This is a genomic window from Sulfuritalea sp. (assembly GCF_031426875.1).
GTDB lineage: Bacteria > Pseudomonadota > Gammaproteobacteria > Burkholderiales > Rhodocyclaceae > Sulfuritalea.
Genome location: NZ_JASJPC010000033.1, coordinates 86,652 through 107,477, shown reverse-complemented (window position 1 = coordinate 107,477; position 20,826 = coordinate 86,652). Strand labels below are relative to the sequence as shown.

Genomic DNA, 20,826 nt, shown 5'->3' with positions numbered 1-20,826 from the left:
TGGTCGGAGATTCGGCGACGCAGCGTGTTCCAGGTTCCGAGCGCGCGCCAACTCCTAGTCATGGTCCAAATCCCAAATCAAGTGAGCGTCGACGAGCAGCCCGTAATAGGCCTTCAGAGCCGTAACTTGCGCTTGCAGCGCGTTATTCATCGCAGTGCTCGCCTGGCGACGTGCCAGCAGCAAGGCTTGCAGTTCGGCTTCGCCGAGCGCATAGGCGCGCTGCATAAGTCCGGCGTTCTCCCGCATGGCCGCCGCGCCTTCGTTGGCGATTTGCAAGCTGTCATAGGCACCCCGCGCTGTCGCGACAGCGCTCGCAATCGTCGTCTCAAGCTGGCGCCGCTTGAGTTCGACTTCCTGGCGCGACACCTCCACCGCGGCAATCGCCTTGGCGCTGCGCGAATCACGCGCGCCACCCGGGATGGGAATGCTGATCATGATTCCGCCAATGCGTTCAGTCCCACCGGCCTCCGAAGCCGTATATACCCCTAGCGTTGGATCGGGGGTCTTGTCCGCCCGCGCTCGTTCTGCATGAGCTTGAGCCATACGCATTTGCGTTTGTACGACTTTCAATTCATCGCTTTGCGCCAGGATGCGCGCCCGCCAAAAAGCCGCGTCCTCCCCAATGGGCAAAGGCGCGGGCAGGGCCAAGACCGGATGTTTCACACCAGGGAAGCGAGTGGATAGACGCGACCAGGCTGCAAAGGCCTGCGTTTTCGCGTCGTTGTCCATGCGTCGCTGGTCGGCCAGTTCGGCGCGGGCGATGCTCAAGTCCAGTTTCGAGGCATCGCCTGCACGAACACGCTTTTCCACGGCGGCGAGGCTAGCCTGTGCCGACTGAAGACTGTTCTCAGCCAGCTCGCGGGCACGTTCCGCCGCTAGCCAGTCCACCCACAATGCCATCAGTTCACGCGCCGCTTCGTGCAGCGCCTCGCCATGGCGGGCTTGGGACTCTTCGATCGTTGCCTTGCCGAGGTCGCGATCGGCTGCGGCCTTGCCGGGAAGCCGGATGGTCCGCTCAACACCCACGTTCCATTCGTTGTAGCGCGGACCGCTTTCCAGTCTTCGCTGCTGTCCCGTGGCGCGAGTAGTCCATTCGTAGGGCGATTTATCGAGGATGCCTGCATCGTGCAAAGCCACGTCCAGACCAGCGCGCGCGGCGGCAACGCCAGGGTCCTGTTCGAGCAGTGGGCGCGCGATTTTGGTTGGCAGTAGCCCCGGCGGATTTGCGGGCTGCACTGCCTGGGCGTTGCCACAGATAGTCAACAGGCCGATCAGGAGCAATCGAATCATCATGCGATCTCTCCCGCTTCGACGACCGGCGTCACCCAATAGCGCAGCCCCGCGCCGGCGAATTGCTGGCGCATCGCTTCGAGCAGCGCGGCTTTGTCGGCCGCCGCAAGAATTACCTGCACCTCCGTGGCACGCGCCCGGCCCAGTACCTGCTCCATTTGATCCAGATTCTCGTGGGCCAGGCCGTGCGCGGCCGTCGCCGTGCTGGTGAAGACCGTCGTGTTGGGTAACATGAGCAGCAGATCGAGCAATTTTTCCTCGACCGCCGGCGGACACAGCAGCGTCAAGCACAGTTCAGACATGGGACACCTCTCGTTTCGGGAATGCGAAGCGCAAATACAGGATGGGAAGCAGCATCAGCGTCAGGGCCGTGGCGGTGATCAAACCGCCGATCACGACGATGGCGAGCGGTCGCTGAATCTCCGACCCCGGCCCCGTCGCGAACAGCAGCGGTATCAGTCCGAGCGCCGTAATCGATGCAGTCATCAGCACCGGGCGCAAACGTCGCTTCGCCCCTTGCACGACGACTTCGCTTAGTCTCATTCCTTCGCTTTGCAATTGATTGAAATAGCTGACCAGCACCACACCGTTCAAAACAGCGATGCCGAGCAGTGCAATAAAGCCTACGGACGCAGGGACCGACAGGTATTCCCCCGTGACCCACAAGGCGACGACGCCGCCGACCAGCGCGAACGGAACATTGCTCAGGATCAGCAAAGCCTGGCGCACCGAGCGGAAGGTCGAGAACAGCAGCACAAAGATGAGGCCGAGCGCGACCGGAACAACGACAGTTAGTCGAGCCGCCGCGCGCTGCTGGTTCTCGAACTGACCGCCCCAGCTGATACGGTACCCGGTGGGCAGGGGCAACTTCTGCGTGACAAGAGCCTTCGCCTCCTCAACAAAGCCCACCAGGTCGCGACCGCCGACGTTGGCGATGACGACGCTGTAACGGCTCCCCATCTCGCGATCGATCTTGACCGGACCTTCGGCACGTTCCAGCCTTGCCACGCTGGTCAATGGAACCGTGTTGCCGTCCCGGGTCGTAATCCGCGTCGCTGCAAACTCGGCCGGCGACGTGCGAACCGCTTCAGAGCCGCGCAGCACGATCGGCGTGCGCCGGTTGCCTTCGATCACGATGCCGGCGCGCTGGCCCTCGATCTGCGTGCGCAGCGCATCCTGGATTTCCTCGACGTTCAGGCCGAGCCGTCCAGCCTGCAAGCGGTCTACCGCCACCCGCAGGTACTGGACGCCGTCGTTCTGGACGGTATAGACGTCCTGATTTCCGGGAACCGTCTTGAGCAGGGCTTCGACCTGGCTGGCGTACTCATTCAGCTTGTCAAGTTCGGGACCGAAAATCTTCACCGCCAGGTCGCCGCGCACGCCGATGATCATTTCGGACACGCGCATTTCGATCGGCTGGGTGAAGCTGTATTTGATGCCGGGCATCGGATCGAGCACCTTGCGCACTTCGTCCATCAGCGCCTCCTTGGTCTTCATGCGCCATTCGCCTTGCGGCTTCAACAGCAAATATGTGTCGGACAGATTGAGCCCCATCGGGTCGAGGCCGATTTCATCTGAACCGGCACGCGCAACGATGCCATGCACTTCCGGGATGGCTTTCATGATGGCTTGGTGAATCTTCAGATCGAGCGCGGCGCTTTGTTCCAGACTGATGGAAGGCAGTTTCTCGATGCCGACGATCAGGTCGCCCTCGTCCATCGTCGGCATGAAGGTCTTGCCGACCTGGGTGTAGATCACACCGGCGACCAGCAGCATCGCCACCGCCACCGCGGCGACGACGCGCTGCCGGCGCAGGCCCCAGGCAAGCGCCGGCTCGTAAAGTGCCAGCAGCTTGCGCGGCAGCCACGGGTCTTCGTGCTTGACCTCGCGCAGCAGATACGATGCCAACACTGGAATCACGGTCAGCGACAACACTAGAGACCCAGCCAGGGCGAACACAATGGTGAGCGCCACCGGCACGAAGAATTTGCCTTCGAGGTCCTGTAGCGTCAGCAGCGGCAGAAACACGGTAATGATGATCAAGATCCCCGATGTGACCGGGACCGCCACCTCGCGCACGGCGCGATAGATCGTATGCAGCCGCGGCAGCTTGCCGGCCGTGGGATCGGTCGCCAGGCGCTGCACAATGTTCTCGACCACCACCACGGCGGCATCGACCAGCATGCCGATCGCGATCGCCAGGCCGCCCAGGCTCATCAGGTTCGCCGACATGCCGAAGGCACGCATCAGGATGAAGGTGATCAGCGCGGCCAGGGGCAGCACCAGGGCGACGGTCAATGCCGCCCGGATATTGCCGAGGAACAGCACCAGAAGCACGATGACCAGAGCCGTTCCTTCGAGCAGCGCGGCTGAGACCGCACCGACCGCCTTGGTAACGAGGGAAGCGCGATCGTAGAAAACGTCGAGTCGCACGCCTTGTGGCAGCGTCGGTTGCAGTTCAGCCAGTTTCTTGCGCACGCCTTCGACAACCTTTTGCGCGTTGGCGCCGGCCAATCCCAGCACCAGCCCCTGCACGGCTTCACCCTTGCCGCTTTGCGTCACCACGCCATAGCGTGTCACGGTGCCGATCTTGACCTCGGCCAGATTGCCGACGCGGACCGGTGCGCCATCCTTCATCGTCACCACCACCGCACGCAGGTCGTCCAGACTGGTGATGCTTCCTTCGCTACGCACCAGCAGCACTTCGTCGCCTTCGCCGAGCCGGCCCGCGCCGTCGTTGCGGTTGTTGGCGCTGATCGCTTCCCTGAGTTGCGTGATGGTCACGCCGCTGGCGCCCAGTTTGAGCTGATCGGGCACCACCTCGAAGGCGCGCACGACGCCACCCAGCGCATTCACGTCGGCGACGCCGGGCACGGTGCGCAGCACCGGGCGGATGACCCAGTCGAGCAGGCTGCGCCGTTCGGCCAGCGACATTCCCTCGCTTTCGACGGTGAACATGAACATTTCGCCCAAGGGCGTCGTGATCGGCGCCATCCCGCCCGTGATGCCGGCCGGCAGGCTTTCCGTCAGCCCGCCCAGACGTTCGCTGACTTGCTGGCGTGCCCAATAGATGTCGACGCCGTCTTCGAAATCGATGGTCACATCGACCAGTCCGTACTTGGTGACCGAGCGCAGAATCTTGGTCCTCGGAATGCCGAGCATTTCCACTTCTATCGACACCGCAATCCGGCTTTCGATTTCCTCCGGCGTCATGCCGGGGGCTTTCATGATGATCTTGACCTGGGTACTCGCCACATCGGGGAAGGCGTCGATAGGCAGTTGCATGTACGCAACCCATCCGGCACCGGCGACAAGCAGCGTCGCCAGCAGGATGAACAGGCGCTGCGATAAAGAAAACTGGACCAGGCGGGCTAGCATTACTTGCTCTCCTTCGGATCGAGCCATGCGCCCTTGAGCGCGACCACGCCGCTGACGGCGATTTGCTCACCGGCCTTGACGGGGCCTTGCACGCGCACGCGCTGCCCGACGCTGACCACGACCTTCACCGGCCTGGCTTCAAAGCCGTCGGCGGTGCGAACGAAGACGTACGCTTGCTTCCCGTCATGGATTACGGCGGACAGCGGCACATCCCAGCTGCCTTGAGCGGCCGCCGGGTTGGCCAAAACGGGCAGCTCGACCGTCACGAACTCTCCAGGGCGAACCTGTCCGGCCTTGCCCTCGATCGCCGCCCGCAGCACCACCGTCTGGCTACTGGACGAGACGGTCTGACTGGCGCTCAAGATGCGCGCCGTGACGTTCCGGTCTTGTATCTTGACCTTCGTTCCGGCTGGCCAATTCGCGCTTTCAGAGACCGGAAGCTGAATATCCAGCCACAGGGAATCGATTTGGGCCACATGCAACAACGCGGTCGCGGCTTCGACCCGCTGGCCGGGCTTGACCGCTATTCCGGTCACGATTCCGGCCTGCGTCGCGACCAGCGTGATGCTGTCTTGCGGCTTGCCGGAAGCCGCTATGCGCTCGATCGTCGCAGGCGGCATACCGCTTAGACGCAGCGCCGCCCTGGCCTGATTGAGCATGGCTTCGCCTTCAATCAATGCGGCTTGGGCTTCCTGCATCCGGCGCTGGGGGATGATGCCTTCATCGAACAAAGCTTGTTCGCGTTGCGCCGCTTGCCGTGCAAGAGTGGCGCGGGCAGTGGCTTGCAGCAACTGCAATTGCAACTGGCCGAGTTCCGGGCTGGCGATGCGCACCAGGGACGCTCCTGAACGCACGACCTGGTTCTGCTGAACCAGCAACTGAACGACCAGGCCGGACACGGGCGAGCTGATCACCTGTTCCGCTTTTGGCGGAATAACCACCTGCGCAGGAAAGCTCGTCGTTACCGAGTCGGTTTGACTCTGCAAAGCTGCGGTTTGAATGCCCAGTGCCTGAATCTGGCTGGCGGGAACGGCAAATTTAGCCGCTCGGTCGGCTGCCCGAACGGTGGGCGCGAGGCCGCAGAACACGGCTACGACGGCGGCAATCGAAACGCTTTGGAGATGAATATTCATCGAAATCCTCAAACAAAAAAGTTGGATTTCGACGGGACGCAGCCGAACCCGTTCACGGGTTCAGGCGCAGGGTGCTACAGAGGAATAAGGGCGTCCCGCCGGCTCAGGCGAGCGCGGCTCTGGGCGGACGGTCGAGGCGGACGTGCGGCGCCGAGGAGAAGCTATTGGCCGCGGCGGCAACGAGAGGGCTGCGTCCCTCAAGCGGCATTACACCAACAGCGATGGGCAGAAGCATAGAGAAGCCCGGATGCACATGGGCATGGTGGTGGTCATTGGCCGCAGGCACCTTGCCAGTCCCGTCGGCGTCGGCAGGCGGGGTGTCGTGGGCGTGGTCGTCACCGTGCTGGTGGCTGTGGTGACCGAAATGGCTGGCATCAATATCACTCTGCCTATGTTCCAGCGCGTCACAAACGCCCACAACTGCAGCAGAGGCAGCGTTCAGGGAAAGCAGGACGGCGAGCAGGAGGGGCAGCAGGAAGCGCACGGGCCGGACTATATCAGACAGTGCTTAGCGGCAACAAACGCCGTGTCGCCAGCGCCGACTTTTCGTGATTCAGAAGATGATCTCGACGCGCGCGCCGACCAGCGTCGCATGGCGTGCCGCCGCCGCACCGCCGGGGTGGCGAATGTACTGAAGATCGGGCTGCAGCGCGAGCCAGGGCGTGAGCGCTGCGCGCCAAGTGATCTCGAACGCCTCTTCCGCCGGCGCCGTGTCGATGCCCGCGGCGGCCTGTACGGCGCGCCATTTCGCTGCGAGACGGCTGCGGGTCCAGCCCAGCGTGAGGCTGTCGTCCGGCCGGCTGGCAAGCGGACCGCGCAGGCGCAGGCCGAGGTTCCACATACGGTCGATGGCGATCGCATGGCCGTCGCTGAAGGCGTAGCGGCCGAAGGCCGTGACGTCCCGTCCGGCCTCGCCGCCGAGGCTGAACAGGCTGCGCTCGGCCAGCACATAGCCGCCCTGCGCGCGGCGCTGCAGCGGCTTGCCGTCGGCATCGACGTCGATCTGATCCGCCACCCGGTTGCCATAGCGCCAGAAGCCGAGCGCGTACTTGCTGAGGCCGCCGTATTTTTCGTGGGCGGCGAGTGCCGGGGTTTGCCGCACCAGCGCCGGATCGACGGGTTCGAAGGTGTGACCGGTTTCCAGCGGCATCCAGCCGATCTCGCCGATGACGAAGGCGCCGTCGCCCTTGGCGAAGCGTATCGCCGTGGCCCTGGGCCGCGCCGGATCGTTGGGAATGCCGTCCATCAGTGCCGCCATCGCATAGACCTCGCGATCCGCGAAGAATGCCTTGGCGCGGAGTCCGAAGGCGGCGCTGTTGAAAAGCGAGGGGGCGTTGGTCAGCGACAGGTCGGCCGGCGGACCATAGGCCGGATGCAGCAGCGTGGCCGCCGCATCCAGGGTGAAGAACTCGGCGTCGATCGGGTAGATGCCTGCCAGCAGGGAGAAGCGATCGTCGAAAAATCCCTTCTGCAGCCAGGCATGAAGCAGGCGCGTGGTCGGCACCGGCACCTCGATGTTGCTGACGCCCATCAGGCTGCCGGTGTGCCGCGCGTTGATGCCGGCACCGGCGTCGGTGTCGGTATTCACATAGGCGACGGCATTGCTCCAGCCCAGCAGCTTTTCCAGGTCGGCCCGCAGCTTCAATTCCAGGTGGCTGAGCGTGCGGCCGCCGTCGCTGGCCCCGCCGCGGTTGTGCAGATGATCGAGCTTGAGTCCGCCTTCCAGCGCGATACCGCGCTGCCAGAGCGCACTGCGGGCGCCGCCCCAGTCGCCGCTGAGGGTCGTCGCGGCATAGTCAGGAGCGGTCTCGGCCGCAGCGGTCGCCAGCGACAGGCTGGCGAGGAGCATGCCCGCGGTGGCTTGAAGTCGCTCGTTCAGCACGTCTCTTACTGGCGTGTCGCCAACGCCAACTCTTCTTCCAGTGCCGGGTAGTCGGTATAGCCGTGTTCCCCGCGGCTGTAGAAGCTCGCGGTATCCCATTTGGCGAGCGGCGCACCGTGGCGCAGGCGCTCGACCAGGTCCGGGTTGGAGATGAAGGGCTTGCCGATGGCGATCAGGTCGGCATGTCCGCGCTGCAGGATTGCATTGCATGAGGCGGCGGTCTTGAAGCCGCCGCAGGCGATCAGCGCGCCGTGGAAGGCGTCGCGCAATGCCGGCATCATCGAATGGCCGGCGTCGTGGATCCAGTCCGCGGTCTGGCAGTAGATGTGCAGGAAGCCGATGCCGCGCCGGTTCAGTTCGCGCGCCAGCCAGGGGTAAGTCACCAGCGGTTCGGGGTCGGCGACCATGTCGTTGCCCAGGCCGTAGGGCGACTGGCGCACCGCGACGCGCTCCGGTCCGGTCTCGGCCGCCACCGCATCGACCACCTCCAGCAGCAGACGGTAGCGATTGGCCAGCGCGCCGCCGTAGGCATCGTTGCGCCGGTTCAGCGCCGGACAGCGGAACTGGTCGAGCAGGTAGCCGTTGGCGCCGTGAATCTCCACGCCGTCGAACCCGGCCTGCATCGCAAGCCTTGCGGCGTGGGCGAATTCGGCGACGACTCCGCGGATCTCCTGCAGGCTCAAAATCTCCGGTTGGCCGCAGGGCGCGGGCATCGTTTTGCCGTTGGGCCCGGGAATCATGGTCTGCGTCGCCGCCGGCTTGAGCGACACGCCGGCCGGGGCGCTGCCGTCGGCATGCAGCGCGGCATGCGCGACGCGGCCGCAATGCCAGAGCTGGGCGAAGATCCTGCCGCCGGCGGCATGCACGGCATCGGTCACCCGCTGCCAGCCGGCAGCCTGTGCCTCGTTCCACAGCGCCGGGGTGTTGATGTAGCCGCGCGCGCGGTCGGAGACCGGCGCGCCTTCCGAAACGATCAGGCCGGCCGCCGCACGCTGGCGGTAATACTCGACCATCATGGCATTGGGCACGGCGTCCCTGTGGTCGGCGCGGCAGCGGGTCATCGGCGCCATGGCGATGCGGTTGGCGAGTTGCAGGCTGGAGTTGGCGTAGGATTCGAACAGCATCGGAGTATTTGGGATTTGAGAAGTCCGGCGATTCTACCCAATCGCCGTCTGGTGTCCGCCTGCGCATGCGGCGGAGGCGGTATTCATTCGGATAGAATTCGGAGCGCATTCCAAACGGGTCGTGACGTGCCGCGCATTTTCGCCTTGCTGTTCCTGTTGTGCTGTTGGGCCTGCCAGATCGGCACGGCTGCCGCCGCCATACGGCTGGCGCCGGGCGCCACTGTGCTGGAGCTGGCGACCCAGGTGTCGATACTCGAAGACGCCGGCGGACGCCTGTCGCTGGCCGATGTCCAGGCGCGCAGCGCCGAGTTCCGGCCGGCACAGGTCAGGGCCGATGCGGCAATCAACTTCGGCTATTCATCCTCTGCCTGGTGGCTGCGTCTCGACATCGAGGCCGATCCCGGTGCAGCGCGCGACTGGCTGCTGGAAGTCGCCTTCCCCACCCTGGACAGCATCGACTATTTCGGTCCCGATGGCGAACACCTGAGCACCGGCGACCGCCTGCCCTTCGCCGCGCGACCGCTGACGCACCGTAACTTCGTGTTTCCAGTGCATCTGAAAAGCGATGCGGCGACCGCTACGCTCTGGCTGCGCATCGCCTCCGAAGGCACGCTGACCATCCCCCTGCGCCTGTGGCAAGCCGAGGCCTTCTGGCAGGATTCGCTCGGCGCCTATGCGGTGCTTTCGGTCTATTTCGGCATGTTGCTGGCGCTCGCCCTCTACAACCTGCTGCTGTGGTTTTCGCTGCGCGATCACAACTACCTGACCTATGTCCTGTTCGCCGCCAGCATGGCGGTGGGACAGCTGTCGCTCAACGGGCTGGGCAACCAGTTTCTCTGGCCGGACTGGCCGGCCTGGGGCAACCTGGCGTTCACGGTCGGCTTTGCCGCGGCCGGCCTGTTCGGCGCCCTGTTCACCCGCGGCTTCCTCGATACGCGGCGCAACTTGCCGCGTCTGGACGGCGCCGTGATCGGCCTCGCCGCGTTGTTTGCGGTGTGCATGCTGGTGCCGCTGGTCGCGCCCTACCGTCTGGCGGCGATTCTCACCTCAATCACCGGCGTCACGTTTTCCGCCGTCGCGGTACTGGCTGGGCTGCGTTGCTGGCGCGCCGGGCGAGCCGGCGCGAGCACCTTCCTGCTGGCGTGGACGGTGCTGCTGGTCGGCGTCGCCGTGGTCGGCCTGCGCAACCTGAACCTGCTGCCGACGACCTTCCTCAGCTACTACGCCATGCAGATGGGTTCGGCGCTCGAAATGCTGCTGCTTTCCTTCGCCCTGGCCGACCGCATCAACGGCCTGCGGCGTGACAAGGATGCGGCGCAGAGCGAGGCCCTGGCCACCAAGCAGCAACTGGTCGGCGTACTGCAACGCTCCGAGGCGAGTCTCGAGCGCCGCGTCGTCGAGCGCACCGGAGAGCTCGAAGCGCTGAACGCCCGCCTGCGCGAAAACGAACGCCAGTTGCAGGCGCTGGCCCATACCGACACCCTGACCGGCCTGGCCAATCGACTGTTGTTCGATGCGCGCCTGGAACAGTCGCTGCAGCTGGCAAGGCGCAGCCGCGGACAGATCGCCCTGCTGCTGATCGACCTGGATAATTTCAAGACGATCAACGATGGTTACGGCCACGCCATCGGCGACGAGGTGCTGCGCTGCACCGCGCAGCGCTTCCGGGTGGCGCTGCGTGAAGTCGACACGGTGGCGCGGCTCGGTGGCGACGAGTTCGTCATCGTGCTGACCGGTCTCAGCGGCAGCGCCGATGCCGAACGCATGGCGGAGAAAATTCTCGGCGCGATTCGCGAGCCGATGCGCGTGCTCGGCCTGCCGATGGAAATCACGGTCAGTGTCGGCATCGCGATGTTTGTCGGCAGCGATCTGTCGGGGCCCGAACTGCTGCGGCGCGCGGACCTGGCGATGTATACGGCCAAGCAAGCCGGCCGCGACTGCTATCGGATGTTCTCGGCGTAGGAGCCAGCTTGCTGGCGAAACACGGCCTGTCGCCAGCAAGCTGGCTCCTACAGGAAGTCGCTCGTCAGGCGAGGCGCGCGAAAGCCTCGATCACTTCGGCAGGCGCCTGCACCAGTTCGATCAGCACGCCTTCGCCGGCGATCGGAAACTGCTCGTTGGCCTTCGGATGGAGGAAGGTTATGTCGTAGCCGGAGGCGCCCTTGCGGATGCCGCCCGGCGCGAAGCGCACTCCTTGCGCGGTGAGCCAGGCCACGGCGGCCGGCAGGTCGTCGATCCAGAGTCCGACGTGATTCAGCGGCGGCTCGTTGACCGCAGGTTTTTTCGCCGCATCGAGCGGCTGCATCAGGTCGACTTCCACCTTGAAGGGGCCGCTGCCCATGGCCGTGATGTCTTCATCGACGTTTTCACGTTCGCTGACGAAATTGCCGGTGACCGCGAGACCGAGCATCTCGACCCAGAGTTTTTTCAGGCGCTGCTTCGAGGCGCCGCCGATGGCAATCTGCTGGATGCCGAGAACCTTGAAAGGCCGTGCCTGCTGCGTCATGAAACTGTCCTTGTGTCGTGCCGGTGGCGCGCGGAATCAGGCGCCCTTGTCGAGGGACTGGCGGATGCAGGCCAGCAGGTCCTCTTCGTCGTAGGGTTTGCCGAGATAGTGGTTGACGCCGATTTCCGCCGCCATCTGGCGGTGCTTGTCGGCCGTGCGCGAGGTGATCATGATCAGCGGAATATGCTTGAGGCGGGCATCGGCGCGGATGTTGCGCGCCAGGTCGAAGCCGTCCATGCGCGGCATTTCGATGTCCAGCAGCATCACGTCGGGGACCACCTCGGCCAGTTGCTCCAGCGCATCGACGCCATCCTTGGCGGTGAGCACGTGATAGCCATGACGCGCCAGCAGCCGGCCGCTGATCTTGCGCACGGTGAGCGAATCGTCGACCACCATCACCGCGGCGGCCGCGGCAGTGGAGGCAAGCGGCGTCGGCTGCTCGGCGCCGCCTGCCGCGGGCAGCGGGATGGCGGCACGCTCGACGGCACGGGCCGCCAGCGCCACCGGGTTGATGATCAGCGCCACTTCGCCGTTGCCCAGCACTGTGGCGCCGGCCAGACCCGGTACGCGGGCGAGTTGCGGCCCGACCGACTTCACCACGATTTCCTGATTGCGGCTGAGGCTGTCGACTTCCAGCGCGACACGTTCGGTTCCGCCCTTGATCAGGAGTATCCAGTAGCGCCGCGCCGTCGGCGGAACGGCTTCGGTTTCGCCCAGCAGGCCGGCAAGGTAATGGTAGGGATAGCGGTTGCCCAGCCACTCGGTGCCGCCTGAACTGCGGATCTGCGCCGCCGCCTCGGGCTTGTGTTCCCCGGCCTGCTCGATCATCGAGGAAGGAATCGCGTAGCGCCGGCTGCCGGCGGTGACCAGCACGGCCTGGGTGACCGCCAGGGTCAGCGGCAGGTAGATGCGGAAGGTGGCGCCGCGCCCGGTTTCCGAGGCGACCTCGATGCGGCCGCCGAGGCTGGCGGTTTCGCTCCTCACCACGTCCATGCCGACGCCGCGGCCGGCGAGCGTGGTGATTTCATCGGCGGTGGAAAATCCGGATTGCAGTATCAGTTGCGTCAGGATCGCCGCGTCGGGTTCGGCATCGGGCGCAATCAGGCCGCGTTCGATGCCGCGCCGGCGAATGCGCTCGAAGTCGAGCCCGGTGCCGTCATCGGCGATCGACACCACGATTTCATTGCCTTCCTGCGCCAGCGACAGCGTGATCTGGCCGATTGCATCCTTGCCGGCAGCCAGGCGCGCGGGGGTGTCTTCCAGGCCGTGGGCGACGCTGTTGCGCAGCATGTGCTCCAGCGGCCCGGCCATCTTGTCCAGCACCGAGCGGTCGAGCTCGGTCTGGCCGTGGCGGATGTCGAGGTTGGCGCGCTTGCCGGTATCCTTGGCCGCCTGTCGCACCACGCGATGCAGGCGCTCGGCCAGGCTTTCGAAGGGCACCATGCGCACGCCCATCAGGCGTTGCGACAGTTCGCGCGAGAGGCGTGCCTGGGCAACGATGGCGGCATTGGCCTGGTCGAGATTGCGCATCAGGTTCTGCTGCACGGTGGCGACGTCGTTCACGCTCTCCGCCATCATCCGCGTCACTTCCTGGAAGCGCGTGAAGCGGTCGAACTCGAGCGGATCGAATTCCTGCGCGCGCTCGCTGGCCAGCGCCTGCTGCGACATCATCTGCGACTCGGCCTGGATTTCGACTTCGCGCAGCTGTTTGCGCAGGCGAATCACGTTTTCCGTCAAGTCGAGCAGGGAGGTCTTGAGGGCCAGCAGTTCGCCCTCGATGCGGCCGCGGGCGATCGCGACTTCGCCGGCCTCATTGACCAGCTGGTCGACCAGGTCGGCGCGTACCCGCAACTGCACCTGCGGCGCGGGGATGTAGACGGCGGGCGCCGCTTCCAGCTTGGCGGGCGCATGCAGCGCTGCCGTTGCCTCCAGCTCGGGCAGCGGTTGTTCCGCCTGTGGCTCGACGGAAACCGCAGCCTCGGCAGCTTGCGGTGGCTCTTCGGCTTCGGGGCGCGCGGCGAGGGGATTGCGCAGATGCTCGATCAGCATCGCCGCGCGGTCATACGAGTTTTCCAGACCGTCGATGATGGCGGGCTGCACCGATTTCATGCGCACCGCCTGGTCGACCCGGTCTTCCATTGCATGCAGCAGTTCGCCGCAGCCCATGGCGCCGGCCATCCGTGCGCTGCCCTTGAGCGTGTGCAGCGCGCGCTGCAGCGCGCGGGCGATGTCGGGGCTGCCCGGCGCGGCCCGCCACTCGCGCAGCGTGGCGCCGATCTCGCGCATCAGGTCCGTGCTTTCCTCGAGGAACAGCGGCAATATCTGCGCATCGATCTCGTCTTCGATCCGCGCGGCGCGGCGATCGGCGGCGGTGATGGTGACTTCCGGAACTTCCGGCTCGGCCCCGGGCTCGACGGCAGCTTCCGGTGCTGCGGCTTCGGGCGCTATGGCCTCAGGTTCAAAGGCAGCTTCGATAACGGGTTCGACCGCAAATTCGATCTCAGGCTCGACGGCGGCTTCGACAGGCGCCGCGGCAGGCGCCGCGACTGCCGGCATCATCGCATTCAACTCGGCGGTGAGGGCGGCTTCCTCGCCGGGCATGCGGCGTTCCGCCACCGCGCCCAGCATGCCTTCGAGCGCGCCGGCGCAGCGGGCAAAAACAAAGCGCTGGCCTTCGCTCGGCGCGGCTTCCAGCAGCGACAGGCGTCCCAGCGCATCCTCCAGCGCGCGCGCCAGGGTGGAAATCGCCATGAAGCCGGTGGCGGCGGAAATGCTGGCCGTGGTGTGCGCCGCGCGGATCACCGCGTTGCCGGGCACCTCTTCGAGGCCGAGCCTGGCTTGCAGCGTGGCGACGTGTTCGCGGGTTTCCTCGAGGTAGAGCTTGTAGAGCGTGGGCGCCACTTCGATGTCGCCGACACGGACCGGAGGCGGCGCAGGGAAGGAAACCACGTCCGCCGTCGGCTGCGGCGCGGCCGGCGGCTCTTCCACGGGGGCCTCTGCGAATCCGACTGCTTCGGGTGCTGCCTCCTGTGCCGGCGCTTCTTCGACCATGAAGTCTTCAGTCGTAACTTCTTCGGCCGCAATTTCTTCGTGCGGGACTTCTTCGTGCGGGACTTCTTCCGGCGCGGCCGGCTCGATAGTTGGCGCTGGCGGTACGGCGGCCTCGGCGTCTTCGGCACCGCCCAGAACCTGGCCGCGGCGCACCAGTTCGGCATAGTCGAAATGCCGGCCGCCACCGGCTTCGAGTTGCAGGATCCAGACCTTGAATATGTCGGCCGCGAGGTCGAGCATGGCGAGCAGCGCGGGCGTGGCGGGGCGCGTTTCGTGCAGCCAGCCGTTAAGCACCTGTTCCACGGCCCAGGCGGCTTCGCCGAGGTCGCTCAAGCCAACCATGCGGCCGCTGCCCTTGAGGGTGTGGAAGCTGCGACGCAGCGTGACCAGCGCTTCGTGATCGCCGGGTGCGGCATGCACCAGGGGCAGATGCTGGTTGATGGTGCCGAGGACTTCGTTGGCTTCCTCGAGGAAAATGCCGAGCAGTTCCGCGTCGAGATCTTCCTCGCTGGCATCCACCAGTCGCGTGGCCTCGGCCGATGGTGCCGGGGTTTCGACCGGTGCCGGTGGCGGGGTCGGCGGGGGCTCGACGGGTGCCTCGAAACCCTCCACTTCGAAGTCCGGCAGGGCTTCCTCGGCAGCAGCCTCGGCTGCGGCAGGCAATTCCGCTGCCGGCGCAGTTTCCGCGAACAACTCCGGCGCCGGCGCTGCGGCTTGCTCCGCAATCGCCACGGGCGCAGCCAGCTCCGGCGTCGGCGCAGGTGTCGGCGCAGGTGTCGGCGCAGGTGTCGGCGCAGGTGTCGGCTCGGGCGCTGCGACTTCCGGGCGCACGGCCGGGGCGGGCGGTTCGAGGATGGCGTCGATATCGGCGGCGCCGCCTTGCAGCTGGGTGACGAAAAAGCCCAGTGCCGAGAGTTTCTTCGCCACGTCCTCGAAATCGCCCGGCTGCGGCGTGAAGCCGGCGGCGGCGAAACCTTCGATGGCGCGTGCACATTCCGTCAATATGTCATTGGCACGATCCTGGCCGAGCACCAGGAGCGCGCCCTGAATCTGGCGGATCGGCTGCTGCAATGCTTGCAGCGTGGCCTGGCGCGAGGTATCGCGGAAAAAGGCATCCAGCGTCTGTTCGATGGTGCCCAGGTTGGTGCGGATTTCGCGCGCGACCGATTCGAGCAGCAGCCGTTCCTGCGCCCGGCGCGACATTGCGTCGAGATGCGGCAGGTCCATCATGGCCAGCTCTTCGCCGCGGCCGAGCGCGGCCAGGCGCTCGACGACGGCATGGGTCGAGTGGGCGAAGTCGGCGTCGAGCGACTGGAAGTTTTCCAGGGCGGATTCGGCGAGCAGCAGCGCCGTGGCGATTTCCAGCGCCATGGTCTCGTTGTGCCGCGTCGGGTCGCGCCGCAGCTGGTCGGTCTGTTCGAGTATGGCCGCGGTCAGCCGCGCGTAGTCGGGCTGGCCGGTGGCGGCGCCCTCTTCGGCGATTTTCGCCGTGCGCTCGTGAAAGGGCGGCAGTGCGGCGGCGGTACCGACGCAGAGGCGGTTCCAGTCGTCCTTGGCCGCCGCCAGCAGTTCGCGCAGGCGACGGATGTGCGGCAACAGCCTTTCGGTCTCCGAGGGCGTGGCGGTCGGCACCATGCCTTCCAGGCGGTAGGCGGCGCGCACGATGGCCAGCGCTTCGCCGCCCGCCGTGGCGCAGGCGGCCAGGTACAAGGCTTCGCGCAAGAGCAGATCGCCGACTTCGGTGTGGCCTTCGACGAGTTTCTTGATCTGGGCGCCGAGGCGCATGGCAAAACGCTTGGCTTCGGTCGGGTCGGGCAGGCCGTTGGCCGCCAGCGCGTCGAGCACGCCGAACGCGATCCACCAGTAGGCGCGAGCCGCCGGTGTGGCGCGCGTCATTTCGATCATCGCCACCGAGACGCGCATCTCGGCGATGCCTTTGGCATCGCCCTTGAGCCATTTCAGCAGGCCGCGTTCAAAGCCCAGGCGCGCGGCCTTGAGCCGCGCCGTGAGGGCCTCGGGCGCCAGCGCCGGCATATCCTTCTCGCGCTTCGGCGGACGCTGGGTCAGATCGGGGAAGAACAGGGCGGCCGGACCGGGCGCGGTCTGGCCGCGCGCAACGGCCATGGCGCGATAGGGCGTAAACAGTTTCAACGGCTGGTTGGGATGGCCCGCCATCAGGTCGTCGAGATAGCCGCGCAAGGCGGCAAAGCCGCCTTGCGCGGCAGCCCGCGCGGCGTCGATATCCGGTACTTCGCCGGCGATCAGCGCCGCCAGTAACTGTTCTATCGCCTCGGCGAACTCGGTGATGCCGTCGAGGCCGACGATGGCCAGCGCACCATGCGCCTGGTGCATGCTGGCGCGCGCCTTGGCCAGGCCGTCGCCGGCCGGAGCGGCGGCGTGGGCGGCAAGGCTCTGCCCGGCGCGCTCCAGTTCGAGGTCGATTTCTCCCTTGACCCAGGACAGCGGTCCGATGTCGAGATCCATGCTCATTAGAGGCTAATCACCAGGCCATGCTTCATGGGTTTTGTGCGTTACACCTTGAAGCCCGAGACCGAGCCCTTGAGTTCGGTGGCGAGTTCGGTAAGTTCGCCGATCGATACCGCGGTTTGTTGCGTGCTGGTGGTGGTCTGGCCGGTGATGCGCAGAATGTCCTGCATCGAGTCCGCCACCTTGGTGGCGATGTCGGCCTGCGTCTGGGTGTCGCTCGAAATCACTTGAATCAGGCGCGCCAGATCCTGCGACACGCTGGAGATTTCGTTCAGCGCCTGGCCCGCCGCATCCGATAGCTTGGCCCCTTCGACCACGCCCTGGGTCGAGTGCTCCATGGCGGCCACCGCGTCGTTGGTGTCGGTCTGAATCGTCTTGACGATCGCGGCAATCTGCTTGGTCGCCTCGCCGGAGCGTTCGGCCAGTCGCTGCACCTCCTCGGCAACCACCGAGAAGCCGCGTCCCGCCTCGCCGGCCGAGGCGGCCTGAATGGCGGCGTTGAGGGCCAGCACGTTGGTCTGTTCGGTAATGTCGGAAATCAGTTCGACGATTTCGCCGATCTCCTGCGAGGATTCGCCGAGGCGCTTGATGCGCTTCGAGGTTTCCTGGATCTGCGTGCGAATTTCGTTCATGCCCGAGATCGAGTTCGACACCGCGGCCGCACCTTTCTGCGCCGCTTCGAGCGAGGCGTTCGCGACACGGGCCGATTCGAGAGCCGAGGAGGACACCGTCTTCATCGACTTGGCCATTTCCAGAACCGCGGCGTTGGCGTCCTGGATTTCGGCCGACTGGATCTTGGTCGCGGCGAGCAGCTCGTTGGAGGTGCTTTGCGCGGAATTCGAGGCGCTGGTCACGCGCTCGGCGGCATCGTTGATGCGGCGCACCAGCACGGCGAGCTCTTCCACGGTGTAGTTCACCGAGTCGGCAATGGCCCCGGTGATGTCCTCCGACACCGTGGCGCGCACCGTCAGGTCGCCGTCGGCGAGGTCGCCCATTTCGTTCATCAGCCGCAGAATGGCGCCCTGCGTTGCATCCTTCTCGGCTTCAGCCATGCGCCGCTGGTGATCGGCGTCGTTGCTGCGGCGTACGCCTTCGTCGTTGAAGGCCTTGACCATGAGTACCAGCATCAGCAGCGCCAGCGAGCCGAATACGGCCGCCGCGGTGGAGGAGACATCCTGCTCGGCGGCTTCTGTCTCGTAGGCACGGATCAGTTCCTCGGCGCTGCTGGCCATGCCGCGAAATCCGGTGACGAGACCGGCGCCCGCCGCGCGTGCGCGCGCCAGCGGCTTGAGGTCTCCGGACAGGGCGGTCAGTGCCGGCGGCATGGCTTTCAGCGCCTGCACCAGCGGGCTGTCTGCCGCGGCCAGTTCCTGGATGGCGGCAATGTCGCCGGCCAGTTGCGCGGCCACCGCTTCGTCGAGGCCGGGCCCCCAGGCCAGTTGGGCCGCTGCACGCCGCATGCGCTCGACCAGGAAAGGCAGCTTGCCGCCGGCTGCGTCCGCCGCTTGCGTAATCGCCGGACCGCGCTGCACCGCTTCGGTGGCCAGACGGCTGATTGCAACGAGGCGATTTTCCTGCGCCAGCACCAGGCTGACGACTTCGTTGTGCTTGAACCAGGCTTCGCGCAAGGCATCGAGCGCCGGCCGCGCCTGGAGGCTGGTGGCCGCGACCTTGATGCCCTTGACTTCGCCGCCCTCGAGCAGGGTTTCCATGAGTTTGCCGAAGCTGTCGCGGGCGTCGCGCAATTCGGTGAAGCCCTCTTTCTGTCCCTGCATGGCCGTCAGGGTGGCTTTGGGAATCTGCTGGGTCAGCGGTGCGATGTGGCTGGCGACGGACAAATAGGTGGTGCCGCGGGCCGTGGCCTGGACTTGCATGAAGATAGCGGCGATCGAAATCAGCAGGCTGAGCAGGAACACGGTACCCAGGATGCGGAACTGGGTCTGGATGTCGAGATGGCCGATCAAGGGCAACTGCTGACCGCGGCCGCGCCTGTCCGTCGCCGGTGCGGCTCCCGTCGTGGTCGCCCCGGGCGACCTGTCTTTGCGGCGGTCGAAGGTCGGCAACTTGAAAGGAAGCTTGAGGGCCATGGTTTGTCCTTTGCGGAACGCTCAAAGAGCGATGTCGAGGTAGTGGGGGTCGGCCAGCAGCGCCGGAATGCGCAACTGGGTCCAGATGACGTCTTGTGCGTCCTTGAAGCGGCCGCCGAGCCAGGGCGCCGTATCGTCAGCGCCAACTCTTGCTTCTCCCGCCGCGTGCATTTGCAGCTGCGGGCGCAAGCCCAATGCGCGGCGCACCAGCAATGCGCTGTTGATGCCGTGCCGGGCGCCGACCAGCAGCAGGCGCGACTGCGCGTTGATCGGCGTCGGCGCGCCGCCGCGCCAGGCGGAGAAATCCACGACGCTGTAGAGCACGCCGCGGATGTTGGCGATGCCGGCGAACCATGGCTGGGTCAGCGGGGCCGGCGTGAGGGCCGGCAGGGGCGCCACTTCCCCCGAGTCGGCCAGGTCGATCAGCCAGTGGCTGCCGCCGGGCAGGTCGTCGGCGCCCGACTCGATGCCGAGCAGGGCCTGCCCGCCTTCGCCGCGCCTCGCCGATACCAGCCGCTCGGAGAGGCTCTGCTGGAACTCGCGCAGGCTGATGCGTTTGGCCATGGCAGGTTTAACGTGAAACAGCAGGATTGGCCGCAGGTGATATCGAGCGCAGCGAGCCAATCAATAGCCTCCCCGTGAGGGGAGGATGGGAGGGGCGGGCCCAAATACCAGCTTGAGGCGCCGCGGAGATTGTGTGATTCATGATGCGGGGTGGTCCATCGGAGCCATGAGCGTTAGCCGAGGGCGGCGATCTTGGCCAGCAGGGCCGGACCGTCCACCGGCTTGGTGACGTAGTCATGGGCGCCCTGGCGCATGCCCCAGAGCTTGTCGGTCTCCTGGTTCTTGGTGGTGCAGATGATGACGGGAATGTCCTTGGTCACCTCGTCGCGCGACAGCGCGCGGGTGGCCTGGAAGCCGTTGGTGCCCGGCATCACCACGTCCATGAGGATCAGGTCGGGCTTGATCTGCTTGGCCCGCGCGATGCCTTCCTCGCCGCTTTCGGCCGTGCTTACGTCATAACCGCCGCTGACCAGCAACTCGCTGAGTATGTGGCGTTCGGTGGGGGAGTCGTCGATGATCAGAATATTTTTGATGGGCATGATAGCTACCTCGCGAACAAGATGGAAAAGCTGTTCAGGTGCGCGCTGCGTGCGCGGCAACAGTCTTGAGCAGACTGTCCTTGGTGAAGGGTTTGGTCAGGTATTCATCGGAACCGACCATGCGCCCGCGCGCACGGTCGAACAGGCCGTCCTTCGATGACAGCATGATCACGGGGGTGGACGCGAATTTCGGGTTTTTCTTGATCAATGCGCAGGTCTGATAGCCGTCGAGGCGCGGCATCAGGATGTCGCAGAAGACCACATTCGGCAGGTGATCGTTGATCTTCGCCAGCGCATCGAAGCCGTCCTCGGCCAGCACTACCTGGGCGCCGGCCTGCAGCAGGAAAATTTCCGCAGTCTTGCGGATGGTGTTCGAATCATCGATCACCATCACCTTGATGCCGGAAAGGCGGGGTATTTCGCTCACGTTACTCCATGCTGGCTCAAGACTTCAATCATGGCGACCATGGGCGGAACCGAAACACTCACGGAGGCGCAGCCTGCCGCCAGCACCCTCCATCTGCTCCCCGCCGCCCCTTTTGCATTCATCGTTCTTGAGGTCAAGCCTTGTCAGTCGCAATCATACTTAGATTTTGACCATTTCGAAGTCTTCCTTGCGCGCGCTGCATTCCGGACAGGTCCAGTGGGGCGGGACTTGATCCCAGCGTGTGCCGGCCGGCAGGCCTTCTTCCGGCAGTCCCAAGGCCTCGTCATAAATGAAGCCGCAGATCAGACACATCCATTTTGCATAAGGCGGGTCAGTGGCCATGGCTCGATTCTGCTTG

15 protein-coding genes are annotated in these 20,826 nt (G+C 65.6%); 1 reads left to right on the top strand and 14 read right to left on the bottom strand.

Features of this window, described 5'->3' with window-relative positions:
• Positions 1–54: 54 nt before the first annotated feature.
• The 7 genes from RMO95_RS15085 to RMO95_RS15055 form a co-directional block, all read right to left on the bottom strand.
• On the bottom strand, positions 55–1,293 hold the full coding sequence (locus RMO95_RS15085) for a TolC family protein (RefSeq protein WP_310451466.1): 1,239 nt from the start codon (positions 1,291–1,293) through the stop codon (positions 55–57).
• Entirely contained in the window at positions 1,290–1,592 is a 303-nt protein-coding gene (locus RMO95_RS15080) for a DUF3240 family protein (RefSeq protein ID WP_310451465.1), read from the bottom strand. The genes RMO95_RS15085 and RMO95_RS15080 overlap by 4 nt, the downstream gene beginning before the upstream one ends.
• The gene (locus RMO95_RS15075) at positions 1,585–4,668 is read right to left on the bottom strand and encodes a CusA/CzcA family heavy metal efflux RND transporter (protein ID WP_310451464.1); all 3,084 of its coding nucleotides are present in this window, start codon (positions 4,666–4,668) and stop codon (positions 1,585–1,587) included. Before RMO95_RS15075 ends, RMO95_RS15080 begins: the two co-directional genes overlap by 8 nt.
• Positions 4,668–5,801, bottom strand: coding sequence for an efflux RND transporter periplasmic adaptor subunit (locus RMO95_RS15070; RefSeq protein ID WP_310451463.1), 1,134 nt, complete (start codon positions 5,799–5,801; stop codon positions 4,668–4,670). Before RMO95_RS15070 ends, RMO95_RS15075 begins: the two co-directional genes overlap by 1 nt.
• A gap of 103 nt (positions 5,802–5,904) precedes the next feature.
• Positions 5,905–6,285, bottom strand: coding sequence for a hypothetical protein (locus tag RMO95_RS15065; RefSeq protein ID WP_310451462.1), 381 nt, complete (start codon positions 6,283–6,285; stop codon positions 5,905–5,907).
• A 69-nt stretch (positions 6,286–6,354) separates the two neighbouring features.
• Positions 6,355–7,650, bottom strand: coding sequence for a carbohydrate porin (locus tag RMO95_RS15060; RefSeq protein ID WP_310451461.1), 1,296 nt, complete (start codon positions 7,648–7,650; stop codon positions 6,355–6,357).
• 38 nt (positions 7,651–7,688) lie between these two features.
• Complete coding sequence (locus tag RMO95_RS15055; RefSeq protein ID WP_310451460.1) at positions 7,689–8,807, bottom strand: alkene reductase; 1,119 nt, start codon at positions 8,805–8,807, stop codon at positions 7,689–7,691.
• Positions 8,808–8,933: 126 nt separating this feature from the next.
• Between RMO95_RS15055 and RMO95_RS15050 the strand changes: the two genes are divergently transcribed.
• The gene (locus RMO95_RS15050; protein ID WP_310451459.1) at positions 8,934–10,769 is read left to right on the top strand and encodes a diguanylate cyclase; all 1,836 of its coding nucleotides are present in this window, start codon (positions 8,934–8,936) and stop codon (positions 10,767–10,769) included.
• 64 nt (positions 10,770–10,833) lie between these two features.
• On the opposite strand, the gene RMO95_RS15045 is transcribed toward RMO95_RS15050, so the two are convergent.
• The 7 genes from RMO95_RS15045 to RMO95_RS15015 all read right to left on the bottom strand — a co-directional run bounded on the left by RMO95_RS15045 (position 10,834) and on the right by RMO95_RS15015 (position 20,810).
• Positions 10,834–11,313 (bottom strand): VOC family protein, encoded by a 480-nt coding sequence (locus RMO95_RS15045; protein ID WP_310451458.1) that lies wholly within the window; start codon positions 11,311–11,313, stop codon positions 10,834–10,836.
• A 36-nt stretch (positions 11,314–11,349) separates the two neighbouring features.
• On the bottom strand, positions 11,350–16,854 hold the full coding sequence (locus RMO95_RS15040; protein ID WP_310451457.1) for an Hpt domain-containing protein: 5,505 nt from the start codon (positions 16,852–16,854) through the stop codon (positions 11,350–11,352).
• A 41-nt stretch (positions 16,855–16,895) separates the two neighbouring features.
• Complete coding sequence (locus RMO95_RS15035) at positions 16,896–18,938, bottom strand: methyl-accepting chemotaxis protein (RefSeq protein ID WP_310451456.1); 2,043 nt, start codon at positions 18,936–18,938, stop codon at positions 16,896–16,898.
• Positions 18,939–18,959: 21 nt separating this feature from the next.
• The gene (locus tag RMO95_RS15030; RefSeq protein ID WP_310451455.1) at positions 18,960–19,502 is read right to left on the bottom strand and encodes a chemotaxis protein CheW; all 543 of its coding nucleotides are present in this window, start codon (positions 19,500–19,502) and stop codon (positions 18,960–18,962) included.
• Between the two features lie 173 nt (positions 19,503–19,675).
• Positions 19,676–20,041, bottom strand: a complete 366-nt coding sequence (locus tag RMO95_RS15025; protein WP_310451454.1) for a PleD family two-component system response regulator — start codon at positions 20,039–20,041, stop codon at positions 19,676–19,678.
• Between the two features lie 34 nt (positions 20,042–20,075).
• A complete protein-coding gene (locus RMO95_RS15020) occupies positions 20,076–20,432 on the bottom strand; it encodes a response regulator (RefSeq protein ID WP_310451545.1) in 357 nt (118 codons plus the stop codon).
• A 195-nt stretch (positions 20,433–20,627) separates the two neighbouring features.
• Complete coding sequence (locus tag RMO95_RS15015; RefSeq protein ID WP_310451453.1) at positions 20,628–20,810, bottom strand: rubredoxin; 183 nt, start codon at positions 20,808–20,810, stop codon at positions 20,628–20,630.
• Positions 20,811–20,826: the final 16 nt, after the last annotated feature.